This window comes from Klebsiella sp. GG_Kp173, from assembly GCF_040062415.1.
Taxonomy (GTDB): domain Bacteria; phylum Pseudomonadota; class Gammaproteobacteria; order Enterobacterales; family Enterobacteriaceae; genus Klebsiella; species Klebsiella quasipneumoniae.
In genome coordinates this window covers 209,628-230,564 of record NZ_JBEAFZ010000020.1, presented here as the reverse complement: position 1 = coordinate 230,564, position 20,937 = coordinate 209,628, and the positions used below count along the sequence as shown (strand labels likewise).

Below are 20,937 nucleotides of genomic sequence, written 5' to 3'. Positions count from 1 at the left end.
ATCGAACGGAGTTCGATGAAGAGTCCGGCTACAGAAAAGCAAAAACCCGCCTTGTAGGCGGGTTCTTTAAATAGTGGTGCCCGGACTCGGAATCGAACCAAGGACACGGGGATTTTCAATCCCCTGCTCTACCGACTGAGCTATCCGGGCAACGGGGCGCATTAAACCGTAATCGCCGCGCCTCGTCAACGAAATTTATCTGTTTTGCAGCAGACTGAACAATCTATCACCACATTGCGCTAAAAGCACGCGTCTTCAGGCAAAAAACAGCGTCCAGGCCGCTGAGATTGGCATCGCCAGCACCAGCGCAGGCAGCATATTCACCACGGCAAACATTTTTATTCCGCAGATGCGCAGCCCGGTGGCCACCAGCAGCATACCGCCGACGGCGCTGAAATCCGCCAGCATCATCGGCGTGGTGAGCGGCATAATGATCGCCGCGCAGGCCGCGAGAGTCAGCTGGATAAGTAGCATAGGTACGCTGATGGCGGCGACGGCAATGCCCAGGGTACAAGCGAAAATGGTGGCGGTGAAAAAATCGAGAAACGCTTTGGCAATCAGAATGCTGGCATCGCCGGTCATCCCTTCGCGCATGGCGCCGAAGACGCCGGTGCCGCTGGCGCAGAACAGGACGATAATCGCCACATAGCTCTGAATATAGGAGTCATGAGCCGAGGCTTTTTTCTTACCCTTCGGCGTCAGCAACTGCTGGAGTTGACTGACCAGCGTATTAATCCCTTTTTCCATATTACAAATTTCGCCGAGCAGCGTTCCCACCAGGGTCGACAGCACCATCACCGGCAAATTGGCGCATTTGATCACCAGTAAAATGCCGATGCCTAATGACGCCAGACCAAAAATTGAGGTCATGGATGTGCGGATCCGTTCCGGCAACCGCTGGCTGAGTAAGGCGCCTAACACGCCGCCGACCAGCACCGCGCTGGCATTAATAAAAGGTCCTGTAACCACGCTGACTCCTGTTAAATATCCCTGATAACCGAATGATTATGACGTTAACCCGCCGTGAAAGCTTGTGTATCCGTGATATAAGTGCATACGGTTTTCATCTTGCGCCTGTCGGGGAAAGGTGCCATGATTGCGCGAATTTTCTCCTCCCTGATATGAGGCCGCCGATGACGACACTGCCATTACCTCGCCAGCGACGCCGCGCACAGATGCGTGGGCTGCCTCATCTTGCTACGCTTACCCCTCTGTTCACCATGCGGTGAAGGACACGTATGCTCACTGTAGGGCAACAGTAAGATCGGACGCGTCTGCTTTTACTGATGTCCGGCGGTCGGAGCTGAATCCGTCAGACCCGGACACATCGTTGGGCAAGGTTTCCCTTGCCTGAGATTTTTACACTCCCGATACGGGCATTTGCGCTTATGAAATCCATGCACATTGCCGCCAGCTGCGAGCTGGTCACCCGCTTGTCCACCCACCGTCGCGTTGTGGCGCTGGACAGTACCGATTTTACCGATGTGGCGGCAGTCGTCATCACCGCGGCGGACAGTCGCAGCGGCATCCTCGCCCTCCTCAGGCGTAGCGGATTTAACCTGCCGGTCTACCTGCTGAGCGAGACGGCGGTCGATAAGCCGGAGGGGGTACAGGCGGTGATCGCCGGTAAAGATCAGGAGTGGCTGGAGCTGGAAGCGGCGGCCTGCGATTATGAAGCGCGTCTGCTGCCGCCGTTTTTCAATACGCTGACCCAGTACGTCGAAATGGATAACAGCACCTTTGCCTGTCCGGGACACCAGCACGGGGCCTTTTTCAAAAAGCATCCCGCAGGCCGCCAGTTCTATGACTTTTTTGGCGAAAACGTCTTTCGCGCCGATATGTGTAACGCCGACGTAAAATTAGGCGATCTGCTGATCCACGAAGGGTCGGCCAAGCACGCGCAGAAGTTCGCCGCGAAGGTCTTTAATGCGGATAAAACCTACTTCGTCCTTAACGGCACCTCGGCGGCCAACAAAGTCGTGACCAACGCGCTATTGACCCGCGGCGATCTGGTGCTGTTCGATCGCAACAACCACAAGTCAAACCATCACGGGGCGCTGATTCAGGCGGGAGCGACGCCTGTCTATCTTGAAGCCGCGCGCAATCCGTTCGGCTTTATCGGCGGCATTGACGAGCGCTGCTTTGATGAGCGCTACCTGCGGGATCTCATCCGTGAAGCGGCGCCAGAGAAAGCCACGGCCTCTCGCCCGTTTCGTCTGGCGGTGATCCAGCTCGGAACCTATGACGGCACGGTCTATAACGCCCGCCAGGTGGTCGATAAAATCGGCCACCTCTGCGATTACATCCTGTTCGACTCGGCGTGGGTGGGCTATGAGCAGTTTATCCCGATGATGGCCGACTGTTCGCCGCTGCTGCTGGAGCTGACCCCGGACGATCCGGGCATTTTTGTCACCCAGTCCGTTCACAAGCAGCAGGCCGGTTTCTCGCAGACGTCGCAGATCCATAAAAAGGATAACCATCTGCGCGGCCAGGCGCGCTTCTGTCCGCACAAGCGGCTGAATAACGCCTTTATGCTGCATGCCTCTACCAGCCCGTTTTATCCGCTGTTCGCCGCACTGGACGTCAACGCCAAAATCCACGAAGGCGAGAGCGGCCGCCGCCTGTGGGCCGAATGCGTGGCGCTGGGCATCGAGGCGCGCAAAGCGATCATCGCCAATTGCAAGATGATCCAGCCTTTTATTCCGCCGATAGTGGCGGGGCGCCCGTGGCAGGATCACCCGACTGAGGCGATCGCCCGGGAGCGCCGTTTCTTCAGCTTCGAACCGGGCGCGCGCTGGCATGGCTTCGAGGGCTATGCCGACGACCAGTATTTTGTCGACCCGTGCAAGCTGTTGTTGACCACCCCGGGCATCGACGCGGAGAGCGGGGAGTACAGTGAGTTCGGCATCCCGGCGACCATTCTGGCGCATTACCTGCGGGAAAACGGCATCGTGCCGGAGAAGTGCGATCTCAACTCGATTCTGTTCCTGCTGACGCCGGCGGAAAGCGCCGAAAAAATGGCGCAGCTGGTGGCGATGCTGGGGCAGTTTGAACAGCATATTGAAGCGGATACGCCGCTGGCCGATGTGTTGCCGACCATCTATAACAAATACCCGGTGCGTTATCGCGACTATACCCTGCGCGAACTGTGCCAGGAGATGCACGATCTGTACGTCAGCTTTGACGTGAAGAGCCTGCAAAAAGAGATGTTCCGTAAACGGAGCTTCCCGCGGGTGGTGATGAATCCCCAGGATGCCAACCGCGAATTTATCCGCGGCGACGTGGAGCTGGTGCGTCTGAGCGAGGCGGAGGGCCGCGTCGCGGCGGAAGGGGCGCTGCCGTATCCGCCGGGGGTATTATGCGTGGTGCCCGGTGAGGTCTGGGGGGGCGCTGTACTACGCTATTTCCTCGCGCTGGAGGAGGGGGTTAATATGCTGCCGGGCTTCTCGCCGGAGCTGCAGGGGGTATATAGCGAGACGGATCCGGACGGCATTAAGCGGCTGTATGGCTACGTGCTGAAGGGATAAAAAATGCCCCGCTGAACCGGCGGGGCGTTTTGCTTTTGACGATCACGCGCTCTGCTGCGCGGCGGTCGGTTGTCTGACGTGTTTGTATTTGAACAGCGCCACGAAGGCAAAAGCCAGCACCAGCGAATAGCCGGCGAAAATCAGCCACACGCTCTGCCAGTTAGTGATCCCTTCGACGGTAAAGTGCTCCACCACTTTGCCGCTCACCATGCCACCGAGAATACAGCCGAAGCCGTTGGTCATCATCAGGAACATGCCCTGGGCGCTGGCGCGGATTTCCGGACGCACCTCTTTCTCCACGAACACTGAACCAGAGATGTTGAAGAAGTCGAAAGCGCAGCCGTAGACGATCATCGACAGCACCAGCAGCACGGTGCCGAACGGTGTCGGATCGCCGAAGGCGAACAGGCCGAAGCGCAGCATCCACGCCACGATACTGATAAGCATCACGTTCTTAATGCCGTAGCGGCTGAGGAAGAACGGAATGGTCAGGATAAACAGCGTCTCGGAGATCTGCGATATCGACATCAGCACCGAGGCGTGTTCGACGATAAAGCTGCCGGCAAACAGCGGATCTTTATCGAAGCTGTGCAGGAAGGTATTACCGAACATGTTGGTGATTTGCAGCTCGGCGCCTAGCATCATCGAGAAGATAAAGAAGATTGCCATGCGCTTGTTTTTAAACAGCGCAAAAGCGTTAAGCCCCAGCATCTCCGTCCAGCTTTGATTACGCTGGGCGTTAGCCACCGGGATCGTCGGCAGCGTCAGGGTGAACAGCGTCAGCAGGACCGACAGCGTCGCGCCAATGTACAGCTGCATATGACTCAGTTCGAAGCCGGAGAAGCTTACGCCCCACATGGCGAAGATAAAGCCGATGGTGCCCCAGATCCGGATCGGCGGGAAATCGGTGACGATATCCAGCCCCGCCGACTGCAGGCGGTAGTAAGAGATGGTGTTAATCAGCCCCAGCGTCGGCATATAGGCCAGCGAGTTGAGGAGGATCACAAGGAACATCTCGCCCGGCGTGGTGACCTGCGCCGCCAGATACAGCGTCAGCGCGCCCACCAGGTGGCAAGCGGCATACACCCATTTGGCGCTGATCCACTTATCGGCGACGATGCCGAGCAGCGTCGGCATCAACACCGCGGCGATACCGAGCGAGCTATATACTGCGCCGATAGCCGCGCCATCAAACTTCAGCGTGACAAACATGTATGAGCCAAGCGTGGTGAGCCAGCTCCCCCAAAGGCAGAACTGCAGGAACGACAGTATTTTGAGCTGCAGCTTAAGATTCATGTAGTTATCCTCACGAATGTGGGCTTGTTATGTTTTTAAAATAACATTAATCCCGTTATTTTGATGCGATTCTATCATTCACCAGCTGAAGGCTTCTGTTAACTGCCGCAGAAAACCGAAAGATATTCCACAGTATGGCGCAGAAAAAAAGCGGCCTCAGCGCGTGGCTGAGGCCGGTGTCAGGAGGGGGTTATTTACGGCGGTAGCTTTTCTGCGCCGTGTTAACTTTATACAGATAGCGGCGCGATTCCGCCGACGGATGACGGGTGGTCAGCGTCTGGTAGACGTCACCTGGCGCCATGCTGTTGATGATATTGGCCGCCTGGACTTTATCGCTGGAGAAGACCCGCAGCACGCTGCCGGCGCCGCCGTTATAGGCGGTGATCACCGCGTAGCGACGCGAGGTGGGGTTATCGATGCCAGCAAGGTAGACATTGTTCAGCATCGCCAGGTAGGCAGTACCGGTGTCAATGTTATTCGCCGGGTCGAACAGATAGCTGCGGCTTGGCAGGCCCGATTTACCCTGGGAACGGAAGACGTCTCTGCCGGCGCTGTGCTGGACTACCTGCATTAGCCCCATGGCGTCGGCATGGCTGACCGCATAAGGGTTAAAGGAGGATTCGGTCTGCATAATCGCGAGGATCAGCGACTCATCAACCCCATACTTACGCGAGGCCTGACGCACCATGCCGAGGTATTTATGCGCACGTTTGTCGAGGTGGTTCGGCACCAGGTTGATGGTGATGCTGTAGACCACGCGCAGGCCGTTGTTGCGGCTCTTCAGGCGGGTTTGCAGCAGATAGTCGGCAAAGCGCGCGGCGCGCCACTCCCAACGAATCGATGCCCCGGTGTTATCCACCACCTGGCCATAGAGGAACGGCTCTTTGGAGATCTGAATGTCATCGACATCGGAATAGAGGTCGATGGAGTTGGGGTCATCGCCCATCAGCAGGGTTTTGACGATCGCCTGGCGCAGTCGTCCGCGCGGATCGGTGCCGGCGATGGTCTCGACGGTGATCGTCCCTTCATCGAAGTTGATGTGGCTGCGGGTTTGATACTGGTCGGTGTATTTGACGTAGTCCTTCGGCCCGGCGAGCAGGACTTCGTTGTACCCCCAAATGTTCTCGATGTTGTGGGCAAACTGGCCCATCAGGATATCAAAACCGTTGGTATCCTTGACCCAGGCCTCGTTGTATTCGGCGCCTTTTTTATTGGAGCTGGAACACGAAACGAGCAACGGCGCAATCAGCGCGAGCGCTAAGTATTTTTTCATCATTCCGGGCGTGCGTGTTGTGTTTGTTTTTAAAAGGCCGCAGAGCCCTTACTGTTTTTCCGGCGGCGTATAGCCTTCGATGTGCACATCTTTCCCTTCAAACAGGAACTGCACCATTTCCTGCTCCAGCAGCTTGCGGTGCTCCGGGTTCATCATGCTGAGCTTTTTCTCGTTGATCAGCATGGTCTGCTTGTGCTGCCACTGCGCCCAGGCTTCTTTGGAGATTTCGTTGTAAATGCGCTTCCCGAGTTCGCCCGGATACAGCTGAAAATCCTGGCCGTCCGCTTCACGCTGCAGGAAGGTACAAAAAATGGTTCTGCTCATAATCAATCCTCTTTGATAGCCGAAAATTTATACCGGCGTTCCGGCTTTTAACTGTTGCAACAAGCGCTCCACGGGGGCCGCCAGACCGACCGACGGCGGCTGCGCTAAGTTATACCAGAGTGCGTTGCCTTCATCCATGCATGCGCCAGATGAGTGCACTGTAAGCCACATCGGCACAATATCCAGGTGGAAATGGCTGAAAGTGTGGCGAAAAGCGGTGAGCTGCGTCAGATTATCGGCCTTAATCTGGCGCTGTGCCAGCCACTCGCGCAGGCCCGCTTCGTCGGCAAACTGCGGAAAACAGAACAATCCGCCCCACAGACCCACCGGCGGACGTTGGGCGAGAAACACCTCGTCACCGTGTTGCATCAGCAGAAAATAGCCGGTGCGTTCCGGAATGGTCTGCTTCGGTTTTTTGCCCGGATATTCTGCCCATGAATGATTGGCGTAGGCCACGCAGCCGTTGCTCAGCGGGCACAGTTCGCACTTCGGCTTCGAGCGGGTGCAAACCATCGCCCCGAGATCCATCATCGCTTGGTTAAAACGCTCCACGCCCTTCGCCGGCGTGACCGCTTCGCTGATCTCCCACAGCCGTTTTTCCACCTCTTTTTTCCCCGGCCAGCCGCTGACAGCATAGCAGCGGGCGAGCACGCGCTTCACGTTGCCGTCGAGAATCGGATAATGCTGACCGAGCGAAAGCGATAAAATGGCCCCCGCCGTTGAGCGCCCGACGCCGGGAAGCGCCGCCACTTCGTCAAAAGTCTGCGGGAATTCGCCGCCGTGCTGCGTCGCCACCTGCTGCGCCGCTTTGTGTAAGTTGCGCGCCCGCGCGTAATAACCCAGTCCGGTCCACAGATGCAGCACTTCATCCAGCGGCGCGTTGGCGAGATCGACCACCGTAGGGAAACGCGCCATAAAGCGTTCAAAATAGGGGATAACCGTGGTCACCTGGGTTTGTTGCAACATCACTTCGGAGAGCCATACTTTGTAGGGCGTCTTGGCGATTTGCCAGGGCAGGGTTTTACGCCCGTATTTGTCGTACCAGTCCAGGACCTGGGCTGAAAATTGCGTGGCGAGAAAAGTCAAAGCTACGGCTCCGGGATCGCGATTACAGGGGGGCAGATTGCAGCATAAGGGCGAGTGGCTGTAAACCCTTGCATCCGCCGGGTAACTTTGGATAATGCCCGTTTTCCGAACACATTCACAAGCAGACCAAACTTTTATGAAAAACGACGTCATTTCTCCGGAATTCGATGAAAACGGTCGCCCGCTGCGCCGTATTCGTAGCTTCGTCCGTCGCCAGGGCCGCCTGACGAAAGGGCAGCAGCATGCGCTGGATAACATTTGGCCGGTGATGGGCGTTGAATTCAACGATGCGCCGCTCGATTTCGCCGCCCTGTTTGGCCGCGAAGCGCCGGTCACCCTCGAAATTGGCTTCGGGATGGGCGCCTCGCTGGTGGCGATGGCAAAAGCCAAACCGGAACAGAATTTCCTCGGCATCGAAGTGCACTCCCCGGGCGTCGGCGCCTGTCTGGCCTCGGCCGAAGAAGAAGGTGTGCAAAACCTGCGCGTGATGTGTCACGATGCGGTGGAAGTGCTGCACACTATGATTCCGGATAACTCGCTGAATATGGTGCAGCTGTTTTTCCCTGACCCGTGGCATAAAGCGCGCCATAATAAACGTCGTATCGTACAGCCGCCTTTCGCCGAGCTGGTGAAAAGTAAACTGAAGCTCGGCGGCGTCTTCCATATGGCGACCGACTGGGAAGCCTATGCCGTCCATATGCTGGAAGTGATGTCCTCGCTGGAAGGGTATCGTAACCAGTCGGCAAGCAACGATTACGTACCGCGCCCGGAATCGCGCCCGGTAACCAAATTTGAACAGCGTGGCCATCGTCTCGGCCACGGCGTATGGGACTTAATGTTCGAGAGGGTGAAATAATGGCCAAGAATCGTAGCCGTCGTCTGCGTAAAAAAATGCATATCGACGAGTTTCAGGAGTTAGGCTTCTCTGTCGCCTGGCGTTTCCCGGAAGGGACCAGTGAAGAGCAGATCGACCAGACGGTCAACGATCTGATCGAAGAGGTGATTGAGCCGAACAAGCTGGCCTTTGACGGCAGCGGCTATCTCTCCTGGGAGGGGCTGATCTGCATGCAGGAGATCGGTAAATGCACCGAAGAGCATCAGGCCATCGTGCGCAAATGGCTGGAAGCGCGTAAGTTAGAGGATGTGCGCACCAGCGAACTTTTTGACGTCTGGTGGGACTAAGTTTGACAAGGGTCGGCAACTGCCGGCCCGTTTTGTCTTAAGGGAGTTTTATGATGCGTAAAACGCTGCTGGCGGTGGCGCTCTCCGTCACCGCTTTGTCTGCCCATGCGGACTACCAGTGTAGCGTCACGCCGCGTGACGATGTGATCCTCACCCCTCAGCAGGTACAGGTGAAAGGGGAAAACGGCAATCTGGTGATCAAACCGGACGGCAACCTGACCTTTAACGGCAAGGCTTATGCGCTCAGCGCCGCCCAGCGCGAACAGGCGCAGGATTACCAGGCCAGTCTGCGTAGCAGCCTGCCGTGGATTGACGAAGGCGCGCGTTCGCGAGTCGAAAAAGGCCGCAAGGCGCTGGATAAAATCATTACCGAACAGGTCGGCGCCAATAGCAGTATGCACGGTCGTCTGACCAAGCTGGACGCGCAGCTGAAAGAACAGATGAACCGCATCATTGAGCGCCGCAGCGATGGCCTGACCTTCCACTATAAAGCCATCGACCAGGTGCGCGCCGACGGCCAGCAGCTGGTAAATCAGGCGATGGGCGGCATTTTGCAGGACAGCATTAACGAGATGGGGGCGAAAGCGGTGCTCAAAGGCGGCGGCAACCCGCTGCAGGGCATTCTCGGCAGCCTCGGCGGTCTGCAAACCGCTATCCAGGATGAGTGGAAAAACCAGGAGGCCGATTTCCAGCAGTTTGGTAAAGACGTCTGCAGCCGGGTGGTCTCCCTTGAGGACAGCCGCAAAGCGCTGGTTGGCTCGTTAAAATAGCTTGATTTCGCTACCTGCGCCCGCAGGTAGCGACGACGCTCAGGCGATCACATCAGCCCCAGCAGCTGTGGAATAAACAGCGAGATCGGCGGGATATAAACAATCATCATCAGCGCGATCAGCAGGGCGGCGTAGAACGGCAGCAACGGTTTGATGAGCTGCTGAATTTTCACCCCTGAAATGGAGCAGCCGACGAACAGCGCGCTGCCAACCGGCGGGGTCAGCAGGCCGATGCACAGGTTAGCGACCATCATGATGCCGAAATGAACCGGGTTCATGCCCAAATCCTCAGCAATGGGCAGAAATATCGGCGTGAAAATCAGCACCGCTGGGGTCATATCCATAAAAATGCCGACGATTAGCAGCACAATGTTAATCAGCAGCAGGATCACCACCGGGTTTTCCGACACCCCCATTAGCGCATCGCTTATCATGTAGGGAATATCGGCATTGGTCATCGCCCACGACATGCCGACCGAAAAGCCAATCAGCAGCAGAACGATAGATGTCGTCACCACCGACTCCAGAATCAGCTGCGGCAGATCGCGCCATTTGACTTCACGATAGATCAGCACCGAGAGAATAAAGGTGTAGACCACGGCGATGGCGGACGCCTCAGTGGCGGTGAAAATACCGCCGAGGATCCCGCCCATCACAATAATGACCAGCAGCAGGCTGGGTAGGGCGTCGGAAAAAGCCTTTGCCGCCTGGGCACAGGTCGGCTGTTCGGAAACCGGATAGCCGCGGCGTTTAGCGATGCAACCGCAGACCAGCATGATGGACAGACCCATCAGAATGCCCGGCAGATAACCGGCCATAAACAGCGAGGCGACCGAGACGCCGCCGGCTGTCAGGGAAAAGACGATCAGCACGTTTGACGGCGGAATAAGCAGACCCGTGATGCAGGATGAGACGTTTACCGCTGTGGAAAAGGTCGGATCGTAGCCTTTTTGCCTCTGAATGGGATTCAGCGTCCCGCCTACCGCCGCGGCGGCCGCGACGGCTGAACCGGAAATCGAGCCGAACATCATATTGGCCAGCACGTTAACGTGCCCCAGCGATCCGGGCACTCGCCCAACCATCACCTGCGCCAGATTGATTAAGCGTATTGCAATCCCGCCGCTGTTCATCAGGGTTCCGGCAAAGATAAAAAAGGGGATGGCCAGCAGCGCGAAGTTATCAAGCCCGTTCGCCAGGCGTTGAGACACGGTTATCACCGCGATATCCCAGGGAAACATCAGCAGCATCGAGCCAACGGTAGCGATACCGATGGCGAAGGAGATGGGAACGCCGATAAAAACCAGAATAAAGAAAACGCCAAATAGCGTCAGTGCAATAGCGCTATCCATGAGTTGCTCCTTCTTCTGCATGTTTCATGGTTTTCAGGCCGTTACTGATAAAACACAATGCGTAAAACATCATCATGATGCCGGTGAGCGGCAGGATCAGATACACGTAGCCCATGGGGATCTGCATCGCGGCTGAGACCTGGGCGGTCGACAGCGTTTTTGCAATCAGTTTTACGCCGCCGGTCACAATCACTGCGCCGGCAAACAGCAGGATCAGCAGGTTAATAATGACGCTGAACAGCGCCTGCCTGCGGGGAGAGAGCGTCATGGTGAGTAAATCAATCGCCAGGTGACGCTGGGCGCCGACGGTGTAGGCCGCGCCCAGTAGCCCGACCCAGATCATTAAGAAGCGCGCCAGCTCATCGGTCAGGGTGCTTGGCTGGTTAAGCACGTAGCGGCTGAATACCTGCCAGACGACGCAGACAACCAGCGCAATCATAACAGCGACAGAGAAGGCGGCGATGGTGCGGTCCACCGCCAGCTTGATGCGGTTAAGTATCATCGTTGATTTCCTGGTGAAGACGGGCCAGCGGCTGGCCCGTTAATGGTTATTCCGCGGCAGCTTCAAATTTGGCCAGCAGGGCGGCCTGTACAGGATCTTTTTTAAAGTCATCGAATAGCGGCTGCACGGCGGCGCGGAACGGCGCTTTATCCACTTTGATAATTTCGCCCCCCATGGCTTTGGCCTGCGCGCGGGTATCGGCGTCGATTTTCCGCCACAGCTGTTGCTGATAAACCTCTGACGCTTTCGCCGCTTTGATCAGGATTTGTTGCTGATCCGGCGTCAGCTTGTCCCAGGTTTTACTGGAGATAACGAGGAAATCAGGGATGGAGGCATGCTCATCTTCAGAGAATACTTTCGCGATTTCGATATGGCGCGTCTGCACCCAGGAGGGAACGTTATTCTCCGCGCCGTCCACCACCCCCTGCTGCATGGCGGTATAAACTTCACCAAAGGAGATGGGGGTTGGGGAACCGCCCATTAATTCGACCATTTTTAACGTTGTCGGACTGGCCTGAACGCGGATCTTCAGTCCTTTTAAATCTTCCGGCCTGGTGATGGGCTTTTTTGCATAAAAACTTCGCGTCCCGGCGACATAAGCGGAAAGGGCAAAAAATCCTTTCTCTTTCGTCGAGTTCATTATTTCTTTGCCCACCTCGCCGAAGACCACGTTATTGAAGTGATTCTGGTCGTTAAACAAGAATGGTAAATTATATATGGCGTAAATATTATCGAAAGATTCCAGATCGCTGGCTGAACCTTTGGTCATATCCAGCGCGCCATTTTGTAATAACTCCATGGTCTCGCGCGCGCTGCCCATCTGACTACTGGGGTAAATGCGAATCTTCATCTTACCGTCAGAAAGCTGGTTTACCTCTTTGGACATCTCCTCAAACGCCTGATGCACCACATGGCTGCGCTCAAGGTTATGCGCCAGTTTTAATGTTATTTTTTCAGCAGCGACGGCACCTGCAGAGAGTAGGGCCAGTAAAGCTATACCTACCAGAGAACGAGAAAAAGGATATTTTTTCATGAGTTGGCTCCATGCACTTGGGGTAATGGGTCAATATCTTAGGCATCATGCTTTATTTCTGTATGACATATTATCTTTGTTGTCGTACATCTTTAAGCTGCCTGACTCACACTTTCTGGCAATGAGGTAATGAAATAACCGATCTTATTGAAGGATTGATATTTGGTTTGTATTAATTAATGCAAATTAATTTGAGAGTGGAATATTTAATAACAATGGAACGGATGTAATGAGGTATATATGGCGGAGGAATCGAGTGATTCCCATTCCCGCCATATTGCTGCCGGGAATGGGATAACGATATTTATTCGCTGAGGAATAGTTCGAGAAGAGAATTTAAAAACAGCTTTCCATGCTCGGTAATCTGCCAGTTCTGCTCGTCTTCCTGCAGATAGCCGTGGGCTATCGCCGCGTCCAGCTGCGGACGGATCGCCGCTTCATCAAGACCGGTATAACGGCGGAATTCCGCGCGCGGCGCGGCCTCCAGCAGGCGAAAACGGTTCATAAAGAACTCAAACGGTTTATCCGCCTCTTCCACATCATGCTGGCGTTCGAGGTAGCGGCCTTCCATATAGCCGCGCGGGTGGCGGGTTTTGGCGGTACGCAGGATGCGCCCGTCCGGGAAGGTTATCTTGCCGTGCGCGCCGCAGCCGATGCCGAGATAGTCGCCAAAGCGCCAGTAGTTGAGATTGTGCTGACACTGATAGCCCGGTTTGGCGTAAGCGGAAGTCTCGTACTGCTGGTAGCCGGCGGCGCTCAGCAGCTGATGTCCCTGCTCAAAAATATCCCATAGCGCGTCGTCATCCGGCAGCACCGGCGGCCGGGAACCGAACAAGGTGTTCGGCTCAATGGTCAGCTGGTACCACGAGAGATGCGGCGGGTTGAGAGCAATGGCCTGACGCAGGTCGTCCAGCGCCTCCTCCAGCGACTGGTCCGGCAAACCGTGCATCAGGTCGAGATTGAAACTGCGCAGGCCCAGACCGCTGGCGAGGCGTGCCGCGCGTTTGGCCTCTTCCGGGCCGTGGATCCGCCCCAGCCGCTGCAGCTTTGGTTCGCTAAAGCTTTGTACGCCGATAGAGATGCGATTCACCCCGGCGCGCTGGTAATCAACGAAGCGATCGGCCTCCACGGTGCCCGGGTTGGCTTCCATGGTGATTTCCGCCCCGGCGGCCAGCGGCAGGCAGGCGCGGACGCCATCGAGCAGGGTTTGCATGGCCGGGCCTGACAGCAGGCTCGGCGTACCGCCGCCGATAAAAATGGTGCCTATTTCCCGTCCCTGGGCATACTGCGCATCGGCCCGCAGATCGTTCAGCAGATGCTGGACGTAGTCATCGTGCGGCACCTCGCCTTTCAGTGCATGCGAATTAAAGTCGCAGTACGGGCATTTCTGCACGCACCAGGGAATATGAATATAGAGACTCAGCGGTGGCAAATTAGCCATTACGTAATGCATCCAGTAACAGTTTAAGCGCCTGCCCGCGATGGGAAATGGCGCTCTTTTCTTCACGGCTCAGTTCGGCCGCGGTTTTTCCCTCTGACGGGACGAAGAAAATCGGGTCGTAGCCGAAGCCGCCATGACCTGCGGCTTCCCGGGCGATCACCCCAGGCCAGCTGCCGTGGCACACCAGCGGCGTGGGATCCTCGGCATGGCGTAGATAGACCAGTACGCAGTGGAACTGCGCCTGGCGCTGGTCGTCCGGCACGTCCTGCAGGGCGTCGAGCAGTTTCTCAAGATTCTGCTGGTCGCTGGCGTCGACGCCGGCATAGCGGGCGGAGTAGATGCCCGGCGCGCCGCCAAGGGCATCGACGGCCAGACCGGAATCGTCGGCGATAGCCGGCAGGCCGGTGATCTGCGCCGCATGACGCGCTTTCAGAATCGCGTTTTCAATGAAGGTCAGACCGGTCTCTTCCGCAGACTCGACGCCGAGCTCGGTCTGAGCGACGATATCGAGACCAAAATCTTCCAGCAGCGAGGCCAGTTCGCGCACTTTACCGGCGTTGCCGGTAGCGAGGACGACTTTTTGCATGATGAATCCTGTTTATTCAGTTAGCGCCGCGACCGCAGTCGGGATCTGTTGTGGGGCGATGATTTTAACTTGCTTATGGCGGCCCAGCTCGCCTTTTTCAATCAGTACCTGGCTTTTGGCGACGCGGAACTGTTTGGCGAGAAATTTCACCAGATGGGCATTGGCCTGGCCATCAACGGGCGGGGCGGTAATGGCGACTTTGAGCTCGTCGCCATGTACGCCCACGATGCTGTCGCGGCTGGCCTTCGGCTGAATATACAGCCTCAGCACCAGCCCGTCAGCGCAGCGTTCAACGGCACTCATAGCGCCATCCACAGCCCCGGCAGCAGTACGTTACCGGTAGCCTGCAGCACCTCGGCGACCCCCATATTGATCACGTACAGCAGCAGCACCAGCACCATGGGCGAGAAATCGATACCGCCCATCGACGGCAGCAGGTTGCGGATTGGACGCAGCAGCGGGTCCGCCAGCTGCATCAGCACATACTCCACCGGGCTGCGTCCCTGGCTGACCCAGCTCATGATCGCCATCAGCAGCAGCACCCAGAAGATCAGCGAGCCGATGGTTTTCAGCAGAATAAGCAGGGCGGAGATCCAGATGATCGGCTGGAAGGTGATCACCATAAACAGGACGATCGCTTTGATGACGCAGAGGATGAATGCCACCAGCAGCGAGGCGCTGTCAATCGGCCCCATTGCCGGGATGATCCGGCGCAGCGGCCCGACAATCGGCTGCGTGGCCTTTACCACAAACTGCGAAAACGGGTTGTAAAAGTCGCAGCGCGCCCACTGCATCCAGACGCGTAACAACACGACCATTGTGTAAAGCTCAATGACCGTTGAAAGCAGGAAAGTCAACGTCTTCATGGCGTTCCTCAGATTCCTTATTATTTGCTGTAGTCGCGCGCACCAAAAATGGCCGTGCCGATGCGCACCATCGTGCTTCCCGCCGCGATAGCGGCTTCCATATCGTCCGACATTCCCAGAGACAACGTATCGACCGTGGGGTACCGCGTTTTTAACCGCGCAAATGCTACCGCCATTTGCTGGGCGACGGCAAACTGCCTTACATATTCTGACTCAGGCGCGGGGATCGCCATCAGGCCGCGCAGCTCCAGATGAGGTAACTCAGCGATCTCCGCGGCTAAGGCATCGAGCGCTTCCAGCGGGATGCCGGATTTACTCTGCTCATCGCTGATGTTGATTTGAATCAGCACCTTCAGCGGCGGCAAATGCGCCGGGCGCTGCTCGTTCAGGCGGGTGGCGATTTTCAACCGATCGACGGTGTGGCACCAGTCAAAATGTTCGGCCACCAGCCGGCTTTTGTTGGACTGCAAGGGACCAATAAAGTGCCACTGCAGTCCGCTGACGCCTGCCTGCTGGAAATGGTTAATCTTCTCCACGCCCTCCTGGACGTAGTTTTCACCAAATGCCCGCTGGCCTGCCGCGATGGCTTCTTCGATCGCGCTCGCAGGTTTCGTTTTACTCACTGCAAGCAATGTCACTTCTTCTGGCGCACGCCCGCAACGGGCGGCGGCACCGGAGATTTTGTCCCGGACCTGTGCCAGGTTATGCGCAATATCGTTCATATTCCGAGGATGAGTTATGAAGCTGGAAGAAATCGTAGCCCTTAGTGTAAAGCATAATGTCTCCGATCTACACCTGTGCAATTCCGCCGCACCGCGCTGGCGGCGGCAGGGTAAGCTGGAGCCCGCGCCCTTTCCCGCACCGGATATTGCGGATTTACTCAACGACTGGCTCGATGCCGCACAGTTACAGCACTGGCAGGAGCACGGCCAGATAGACTTTGCGCTGACTCTGGCCTGTGGTTCACGGTTACGCGCCAGCGCTTTCGCCCATACGCGCGGAATATCGCTGGTGCTGCGCCTGCTGCCCAGCCAGTGTCCGCGCCTGGAGGCGCTGGGCGCGCCGCCTGCGCTAAGCGAGCTGCTGGCGGAAGAGAGTGGCTTGCTGCTGGTCACCGGGGCGACGGGCAGCGGCAAGTCGACTACCCTGGCGGCGATGGTCGGCCATCTCAACCAGCATCTTGATGGCCATATTCTGACGCTGGAGGATCCGGTGGAGTTTATTCATCACAGCGAGCGGTGCCTGATTCAGCAGCGGGAGATTGGCCGGCACTGTCCTTCGTTCTCCGCGGCGCTTCGGGTGGCGCTGCGCCAGGATCCGGATGTGATCCTGCTCGGCGAGCTACGCGACAGCGAAACCATTCGTCTGGCGTTAACTGCGGCGGAGACCGGGCATCTGGTGATGGCGACATTACACACCCGCGGCGCGGCGCCGGCGGTGGAGAGATTGATCGATGTCTTTCCGGCAGAGGAGAAAGATCAGGTTCGTAGTCAGCTGGCCGGAAGCCTGTGCGCGGTGCTGGCGCAAAAATTATTACCCGCACGTCAGGGTGGCAGAGTTGCGCTATACGAGCTTCTGGTTAATACGCCGGCAGTGGCGAATTTGATCCGCGAAGGAAAAGTGCACCAGCTGCCCGGTGTAATGCAGACCGGGATGCAGGCCGGAATGTTGACATTTACCCAGAGTTTTCAGCAACGTGTGGCCGCAGGCGAGCTGTAAGGGGAGTGTGAAGCGAGTTGGGTGGTTGAAATGGTGTGTTAACTAAATGTTTAAAAGCTGTTTCTGGATATTATTTGATAATACAAATAATCCTTGTGAATAAATTCAAATAAGATATTCAGTTGGGATATGTCGGCAGTGAATACGCATTTCCAGGAAAAAAGTTTGATTACCTTTTGACAGCTTTGAGTCATTCGATTTATGCTGTTTACGGGAATAGGATGATTCTCATGGAATAACGTTTCAATTTGTAAATTGCCAATGCTATTTATAAATTCACGGCTGATTGTATATTTTTTTATTCATTTAACCACCATGACGGTGGATAGCTGCTAAGGAGAGTTTTAAGTGATTAATTTAAATGGAAATTCATCATCTTCTCGTCAGGTAACCTTTATTACCCACCCGTCTATTCAAAGCAAAGCCTTTGCCAGCTATCTGAGCGAAACCCTGATGGCACCGGTGGTTTTACAAAATATTAATAAACCGCTGGCGCAGCGTCTGGCAAAAGATTCTGTAATATTATTTGATATTGCAGTGTCAAATAAGAAATTAAACGGGGTGTGGCGGGATATTATTCGCTTGCAGGCAGATAATCCTCGTTTGTTGATTATTAATAGCGCACAAAAGTATGAGTTATACGAAATGGCGCAGTGGCCGGCTTTATATGGCGTGTTCCGCCATGACGATGATGAATCGCGCTTAATTGAGGGCGTCAAGGCCGTGCTGAACGGCGAACAGACGGCTGAATTGAGCGTGATGCACCCGGCGATGTACGCTGCGGACCATGCATCGGCGCCGGTTGAGAACTCGCCGCTGACCGAACGAGAATGCGAGATCCTCAACGAACTGCGCTGCGGCGCGACCAACCTCGATATTGCCCGCGCGCTGTTTATCAGTGAGAACACGGTGCGGACGCACCTGTATAACGTGTTCCGTAAGCTGAGCGTTAAGAATCGCACCCAGGCGGTGAGCTGGGCTAACGAACATCTGCGCCACTAGGCGGGGGAGCTGCGCCGTCTGCGGTTCGCCGGCGGCGCAGAAGAGCAGGGCTTAAAAGCTCTGCTCGAAGTAGCTTTCCAGAATGACCACCGCAGAGGCCGAATCGACGCTGCCTTTATTCAGCGCCCGATAGCCGCCATGTTCGAACAGGCCCGCCCGGGCCTCAACCGTACTCAGACGTTCATCGTGGAGAAGGATCGCGACGCCAAAGCGGCCATGAATTTTATTGGCGAAATTACGCGCGCGCGCGGTCAGCGGTTGCTCAGTGCCGTCCATATTCAGCGGCAGGCCGACGATTACCGCCTCAGGCTGCCACTCCTTAAGCAATTTTTCGATGATATTCCAGTCCGGTTTACCGTCCTGCGCCTTCAGCGCCGGCAGTGGCCGGGCGGTTGCGGTGATCCGTTGCCCTACCGCCACACCGATGCTTTTGGTCCCGAAATCAAAGCCGAGAAAGGTACCGCTCATTATGCATGCCCCGCGACGCCTGGCATCGTCACGATGTCGATGCCAATCAGTTTAGCCGCCTCGCGCCAGCGATCGGCGATGGGCGTACGGAAGAGAATATTCTGGTCAGCCGGGGCGGTAAGCCAGGCATTATCTAGAATCTCCTGCTCCAGCTGCCCTTTCTCCCACGAAGAGTAGCCCAGGGCAACCAGCACGTTGCCCGGTTGCCGGTCGGTGCCTAAGGTTTCGAGGACATCCCGCGAGGTGGTGATCACCGTGTTATCCGAGATACGGATGCTTGAGGAAAAGTCAGAGGGCGGGGTATGTAAAATAAAGCCGCGGTCTTCCGCCAGCGGGCCGCCCAGCATCACCGGTTTATCCAGGCGGATCTCCGGATTACGCGGCTCCGGGACAATTTTGAGCTTCTCAAGGATCCCTTCCACCTGCAGATTTTCCAGCGGCTTATTGATAATAATGCCCATGGCACCCTCGTCGTTATACTCGCAGATATAGACCACGGAGCGGCGGAAAATGGGGTCCTGAAGCGCAGGCATGGCAATCAGAAAGTGATGCTGTAAATTCATTGTCAGAGGTTCTGTTCCTGGTTCAAAAAGCAACACCCAGTATGCGGGCAAAGTAGAATGGTGTCGATGCACTTTATCTGGCAGGCGCCCGAGCGGCGCCTGGCTGGAAGGGTTTCGCCAGCGCGGCGATCCGCGCTCGCTGTGCCCTGAGCGGACGTTCGTCCGCCGTAGTGCTTATCGGGCGAGACGTCTTTCGATAGCGTCCATCAGCATGCCGGTGATCGAAATATCCGGGAAGGCGGCCTCGATCTCACGGACGCAGGTGGGGCTGGTGACGTTAATTTCCGTCAGACGGTCGCCAATGATATCCAGGCCAACGAAAATCAGGCCTTTAGCCTTCAGCGTCGGGCCGACGCGGCGGGCGATATCCCAGTCGCTTTCGGTTAGCGGGCGGGCTTCGCCGCGGCCGCCGGCGGCCAGATTGCCACGAGTCTCGCCGCCCTGCGGTATGCGCGCCAGGCAGTAAGGTACCGGCTCGCCATCCACCACCAGCACGCGCTTGTCGCCATCTTTAATGGCCGGCAGATAGTTCTGCGCCATGCAGTAGCGGCTGCCCAGCTCGGTCAGCGTCTCGGCGATCACGCCGAGGTTAGGATCGCCGGCTTTGACGCGGAAAATAGAGGCGCCGCCCATGCCGTCGAGCGGCTTCATGATGATATCGCCGTGTTTTTCCCAGAAGGCTTTCAGCTGGGCTTTATTACGGGTGACCAGCGTTTCCGGGGTCAGTTCGGAGAACCAGGCGGTGAACAGCTTCTCGTTACAGTCGCGCAGGCTCTGCGGCTTGTTGACGATAAGCGTGCCTTTCTCTTCCGCTCGTTCCAGAATATAGGTCGCATAAATAAATTCGGTATCGAACGGCGGATCCTTACGCATCAGAATGACGTCAAGATCCGCCAGCGGCAGATCCTGCTCGCCGGTAAAGTCATACCATTTGTCGTAGTTCTGTTCGACGCTCAGTGTGCGCGTCCGGGCGCGGGCTTCGCCGTTGATCAAATAAAGGTCGTTCATCTCCATGTAATGGAGTTCATAGCCGCGACGCTGCGCCTCCAGCAACATAGCGAAGCTGGTGTCTTTCTTGATGTTGATGGTTGCGATGGGATCCATCACGATGCCGAGCTTGATCATGGTTCTTCTCCGTTAACGCCTCAACCTAAGTCGCCAAAACGCACCTGCAGGGCAGTAATGGCGGTGAGCGCAGTAGTCTCTGTACGCAGAACGCGCGGTCCCAACAGGATATCAGTAAACTGGTATTTCGCGGTCATTGCTATCTCTTCAGCCGACAGCCCGCCTTCCGGGCCAATCAGCAAACGGACGCGTTCAACCGGCAGCGGCAGCGTGTTAATGCTGGCGCTGGCGCGCGGGTGCAGGTTGAGCTTCAGCCCGCTGTCCTGCTCGGCGCACCACTCCTCCAGCTGCATCGCCGGACGAATTTCCGGTACCACGTTACGACCGCTCTGTTCGCAGGCGGCAATAGCGATTTTCTGCCACTGCTGGATCTTTTTCTGCAAACGTTCGGCGTCCAGTTTAACGCCGCAGCGCTCGGAAAACAGTGGCGTTATGAGGCTTACCCCGAGTTCGATCGATTTCTGGATGGTGAATTCCATTTTTTCGCCGCGGGACATCACCTGGCCTAAATGGATATGCAGCGGCGATTCCCGATCGTCGGGTTCGCCACTGAGGACTTCAACCGTGACGTTTTTCTTACCGGCCTCGGTAATGACGGCGTCAAACACCTGGTTACTGCCGTCGAATAGCTGAAGGTGCTGACCGGCGGTCATGCGCAGAACGCGCCCGACGTGGTTGGCCGCGTCATCGCTCAGCGCGATCAGGCTGCCGACAATGAGGCGTTCTGGATGATGGATGCGAGGAATGCGCATGCTTGATATTCCGTTCTTTGCGCAGATGCCAGCTTCCCGCCATTAGGCGGGAAGCACAGGGCTGCAAATTAAC

23 protein-coding genes and 1 tRNA gene are annotated in these 20,937 nt (G+C 56.5%); 6 read left to right on the top strand and 18 right to left on the bottom strand.

What is annotated here, in order from left to right; translation table 11 throughout:
• Positions 1-74 precede the first annotated feature (74 nt).
• Both ABLU50_RS11315 and ABLU50_RS11310 read right to left on the bottom strand, forming a co-directional pair.
• A tRNA-Phe gene (locus tag ABLU50_RS11315) sits at positions 75-150 on the bottom strand.
• A gap of 105 nt (positions 151-255) precedes the next feature.
• Entirely contained in the window at positions 256-969 is a 714-nt protein-coding gene (locus ABLU50_RS11310) for a DUF554 domain-containing protein (RefSeq protein WP_004205197.1), read from the bottom strand.
• A 419-nt stretch (positions 970-1,388) separates the two neighbouring features.
• Between ABLU50_RS11310 and ABLU50_RS11305 the strand changes: the two genes are divergently transcribed.
• The gene (locus ABLU50_RS11305; protein ID WP_004900586.1) at positions 1,389-3,527 is read left to right on the top strand and encodes an ornithine decarboxylase; all 2,139 of its coding nucleotides are present in this window, start codon (positions 1,389-1,391) and stop codon (positions 3,525-3,527) included.
• Between the two features lie 42 nt (positions 3,528-3,569).
• Here ABLU50_RS11305 and ABLU50_RS11300 read toward each other — a convergent pair whose 3' ends face one another.
• The 4 genes from ABLU50_RS11300 to mutY form a co-directional block, all read right to left on the bottom strand.
• Positions 3,570-4,823 carry a nucleoside permease gene (locus tag ABLU50_RS11300; protein ID WP_023319141.1) on the bottom strand — a complete coding sequence of 418 codons (1,254 nt, stop codon included), beginning with the start codon at positions 4,821-4,823 and terminating at the stop codon, positions 3,570-3,572.
• 190 nt (positions 4,824-5,013) lie between these two features.
• Positions 5,014-6,096: a membrane-bound lytic murein transglycosylase MltC gene (gene mltC, locus ABLU50_RS11295; protein WP_002916629.1), complete on the bottom strand. Its 1,083-nt coding sequence runs from the start codon at positions 6,094-6,096 to the stop codon at positions 5,014-5,016.
• A 48-nt stretch (positions 6,097-6,144) separates the two neighbouring features.
• Positions 6,145-6,420, bottom strand: coding sequence for an oxidative damage protection protein (locus tag ABLU50_RS11290; protein WP_004105744.1), 276 nt, complete (start codon positions 6,418-6,420; stop codon positions 6,145-6,147).
• Positions 6,421-6,447: 27 nt separating this feature from the next.
• Positions 6,448-7,506 carry an A/G-specific adenine glycosylase gene (gene mutY, locus ABLU50_RS11285; RefSeq protein ID WP_017899765.1) on the bottom strand — a complete coding sequence of 353 codons (1,059 nt, stop codon included), beginning with the start codon at positions 7,504-7,506 and terminating at the stop codon, positions 6,448-6,450.
• 136 nt (positions 7,507-7,642) lie between these two features.
• On the opposite strand from mutY, the gene trmB reads away from it, so the two are divergent.
• Genes trmB through ABLU50_RS11270 form a run of 3 tightly spaced genes read left to right on the top strand, consistent with a single transcriptional unit; the run spans position 7,643 to position 9,458 of the window.
• Entirely contained in the window at positions 7,643-8,362 is a 720-nt protein-coding gene (gene trmB, locus ABLU50_RS11280; protein WP_004205192.1) for a tRNA (guanosine(46)-N7)-methyltransferase TrmB, read from the top strand.
• Positions 8,362-8,688, top strand: a complete 327-nt coding sequence (locus tag ABLU50_RS11275) for a YggL family protein (RefSeq protein WP_002916620.1) — start codon at positions 8,362-8,364, stop codon at positions 8,686-8,688. The genes trmB and ABLU50_RS11275 overlap by 1 nt, the downstream gene beginning before the upstream one ends.
• A gap of 50 nt (positions 8,689-8,738) precedes the next feature.
• Positions 8,739-9,458: a DUF2884 domain-containing protein gene (locus ABLU50_RS11270; protein ID WP_004205190.1), complete on the top strand. Its 720-nt coding sequence runs from the start codon at positions 8,739-8,741 to the stop codon at positions 9,456-9,458.
• A gap of 47 nt (positions 9,459-9,505) precedes the next feature.
• On the opposite strand, the gene ABLU50_RS11265 is transcribed toward ABLU50_RS11270, so the two are convergent.
• The 8 genes from ABLU50_RS11265 to ABLU50_RS11230 form a co-directional block, all read right to left on the bottom strand.
• The gene (locus tag ABLU50_RS11265) at positions 9,506-10,807 is read right to left on the bottom strand and encodes a TRAP transporter large permease subunit (protein ID WP_087832707.1); all 1,302 of its coding nucleotides are present in this window, start codon (positions 10,805-10,807) and stop codon (positions 9,506-9,508) included.
• A complete protein-coding gene (locus ABLU50_RS11260; protein WP_064150879.1) occupies positions 10,800-11,309 on the bottom strand; it encodes a TRAP transporter small permease in 510 nt (169 codons plus the stop codon). Before ABLU50_RS11260 ends, ABLU50_RS11265 begins: the two co-directional genes overlap by 8 nt.
• Positions 11,310-11,355: 46 nt before the next feature.
• Positions 11,356-12,342, bottom strand: coding sequence for a TRAP transporter substrate-binding protein (locus ABLU50_RS11255; protein WP_004205187.1), 987 nt, complete (start codon positions 12,340-12,342; stop codon positions 11,356-11,358).
• A 304-nt stretch (positions 12,343-12,646) separates the two neighbouring features.
• The gene (hemW, locus tag ABLU50_RS11250; protein ID WP_032456619.1) at positions 12,647-13,783 is read right to left on the bottom strand and encodes a radical SAM family heme chaperone HemW; all 1,137 of its coding nucleotides are present in this window, start codon (positions 13,781-13,783) and stop codon (positions 12,647-12,649) included.
• Positions 13,776-14,369 (bottom strand): XTP/dITP diphosphatase, encoded by a 594-nt coding sequence (locus tag ABLU50_RS11245; protein ID WP_004205185.1) that lies wholly within the window; start codon positions 14,367-14,369, stop codon positions 13,776-13,778. The genes hemW and ABLU50_RS11245 overlap by 8 nt, the downstream gene beginning before the upstream one ends.
• 12 nt (positions 14,370-14,381) lie before the next feature.
• Positions 14,382-14,672 carry a DUF167 family protein YggU gene (yggU, locus tag ABLU50_RS11240; protein ID WP_023319134.1) on the bottom strand — a complete coding sequence of 97 codons (291 nt, stop codon included), beginning with the start codon at positions 14,670-14,672 and terminating at the stop codon, positions 14,382-14,384.
• Complete coding sequence (locus ABLU50_RS11235; RefSeq protein ID WP_004205182.1) at positions 14,669-15,235, bottom strand: YggT family protein; 567 nt, start codon at positions 15,233-15,235, stop codon at positions 14,669-14,671. The genes yggU and ABLU50_RS11235 overlap by 4 nt, the downstream gene beginning before the upstream one ends.
• A 20-nt stretch (positions 15,236-15,255) precedes the next feature.
• Entirely contained in the window at positions 15,256-15,957 is a 702-nt protein-coding gene (locus ABLU50_RS11230; RefSeq protein WP_004205181.1) for a YggS family pyridoxal phosphate-dependent enzyme, read from the bottom strand.
• Between the two features lie 16 nt (positions 15,958-15,973).
• Here ABLU50_RS11230 and ABLU50_RS11225 point away from each other — a divergent pair, with 16 nt between their 5' ends.
• Both ABLU50_RS11225 and ABLU50_RS11220 read left to right on the top strand, forming a co-directional pair.
• Positions 15,974-16,954 (top strand): type IV pilus twitching motility protein PilT, encoded by a 981-nt coding sequence (locus tag ABLU50_RS11225; protein ID WP_004205180.1) that lies wholly within the window; start codon positions 15,974-15,976, stop codon positions 16,952-16,954.
• 348 nt (positions 16,955-17,302) lie between these two features.
• Entirely contained in the window at positions 17,303-17,956 is a 654-nt protein-coding gene (locus ABLU50_RS11220) for a LuxR family transcriptional regulator (RefSeq protein WP_004205179.1), read from the top strand.
• A 51-nt stretch (positions 17,957-18,007) separates the two neighbouring features.
• Here the strand turns inward: ABLU50_RS11220 and ruvX are convergent, their stop codons facing one another.
• From ruvX to rsmE, 4 genes are all read right to left on the bottom strand, one after another.
• Positions 18,008-18,424, bottom strand: a complete 417-nt coding sequence (gene ruvX, locus ABLU50_RS11215; RefSeq protein ID WP_004205178.1) for a Holliday junction resolvase RuvX — start codon at positions 18,422-18,424, stop codon at positions 18,008-18,010.
• Entirely contained in the window at positions 18,424-18,987 is a 564-nt protein-coding gene (locus tag ABLU50_RS11210; protein WP_002916603.1) for a YqgE/AlgH family protein, read from the bottom strand. Before ABLU50_RS11210 ends, ruvX begins: the two co-directional genes overlap by 1 nt.
• Positions 18,988-19,161: 174 nt before the next feature.
• A complete protein-coding gene (gene gshB, locus ABLU50_RS11205; RefSeq protein ID WP_004205176.1) occupies positions 19,162-20,112 on the bottom strand; it encodes a glutathione synthase in 951 nt (316 codons plus the stop codon).
• Positions 20,113-20,132: 20 nt separating this feature from the next.
• Positions 20,133-20,864: a 16S rRNA (uracil(1498)-N(3))-methyltransferase gene (gene rsmE, locus ABLU50_RS11200; protein ID WP_049092316.1), complete on the bottom strand. Its 732-nt coding sequence runs from the start codon at positions 20,862-20,864 to the stop codon at positions 20,133-20,135.
• Positions 20,865-20,937 lie beyond the last annotated feature (73 nt).